The organism is Beijerinckia sp. L45 (assembly GCF_009765775.1).
Lineage (GTDB): Bacteria > Pseudomonadota > Alphaproteobacteria > Rhizobiales > Beijerinckiaceae > RH-AL1.
On the sequence record NZ_LMUU01000196.1, the window covers coordinates 1 to 940 of the forward strand.

Genomic DNA, 940 nt, shown 5'->3' on the forward strand with positions numbered 1-940 from the left:
CGGCCTTCCAACGTCCGCAGGTACGCGATGAGGCCGCCTATCTCTCCAGGATCGAGTTTCCAATCGGGCATCGACCGATGCCCCGTCCCGATGCCCTCCGCGAAGGCCTCGGCCAAGTCTTCGACGGGATAACGCTCATGGAGCAGCCGAAGCGGAGGTGCTTCCGGCAGCGGTGAAACGCCGACCGCCTCGACGGCGTGGCAGCGCGCGCAGTGATCGAGGACGAAGGCGTGTCCGCGGTCGGCGCTGGGAACGGACGCGACGGCGCTGTCGACGACGAGCATCGTCAAGCTCGAGAACAGGACGGCGGCCAGAGTGCGGTTCAGAACGCGGCTCGAAACGACAGGTCGCGGCGCACCGACCGATCCTGCGGCATGCGCGGATACGGAACGCGCGTTCGACGGATCTTCGCGAATCGAGGTCGCCACAGGCACCGTCAATGCGTCATGAGGACGGGTATCGTCGCGCCGGCCACCACGTCACGCGTCACGCCGCCGAGCAGGAGTTCGCGCACGCGGCTGTGGGTATAGGCGCCCATGACGAGCATCGAGGCAGTCAGGCGGGACGCCTCGGCCAGTATCGTCTCGCCGACAGAGAGGCCGTCCGCTGTCGCGACGACGTGCGTATGGGCCACGATGCCCTGCCATCGGAGCGACTCGGCCAGGTCGGCGCAACTCGTCTCCTCACTTGCGCGCGTCTGCACCTGGATGACGGTCACGCGGTCGGCTTCGTGGATCAGGGTCATGGCCTGGCCGACGGTGCGGGCCGCCTCCAGGCTTCCGTCCCACGCTATCGCGATGTGGCTCAGGAGATCCGTCGGCAACGTCCGAGAGAGCATGAGCGCGGGGCGTCCCGTGGCGAAGACGGCCGTGTCGAAGGCGCGGTCGGTGAAGGGTATCTCGGGGTCGGGCCGGTCGATGATGGTAAGGTCGTTGACGCG

At 67.7% G+C, this 940-nt stretch carries 2 protein-coding genes; both read right to left on the reverse strand.

Translation table 11 applies throughout. The annotated features are described in order from the left end of the window. Nucleotides 1-284, reverse strand: a 284-nt coding sequence (locus GSQ79_RS21100) for a cytochrome c (protein ID WP_158810763.1), incomplete at its 3' end; no start/stop codon positions are given. 152 nt (nucleotides 285-436) lie between these two features. Beyond that, nucleotides 437-940: universal stress protein (locus GSQ79_RS21105; protein ID WP_158810764.1), on the reverse strand; the 504-nt coding region annotated here is incomplete at its 5' end.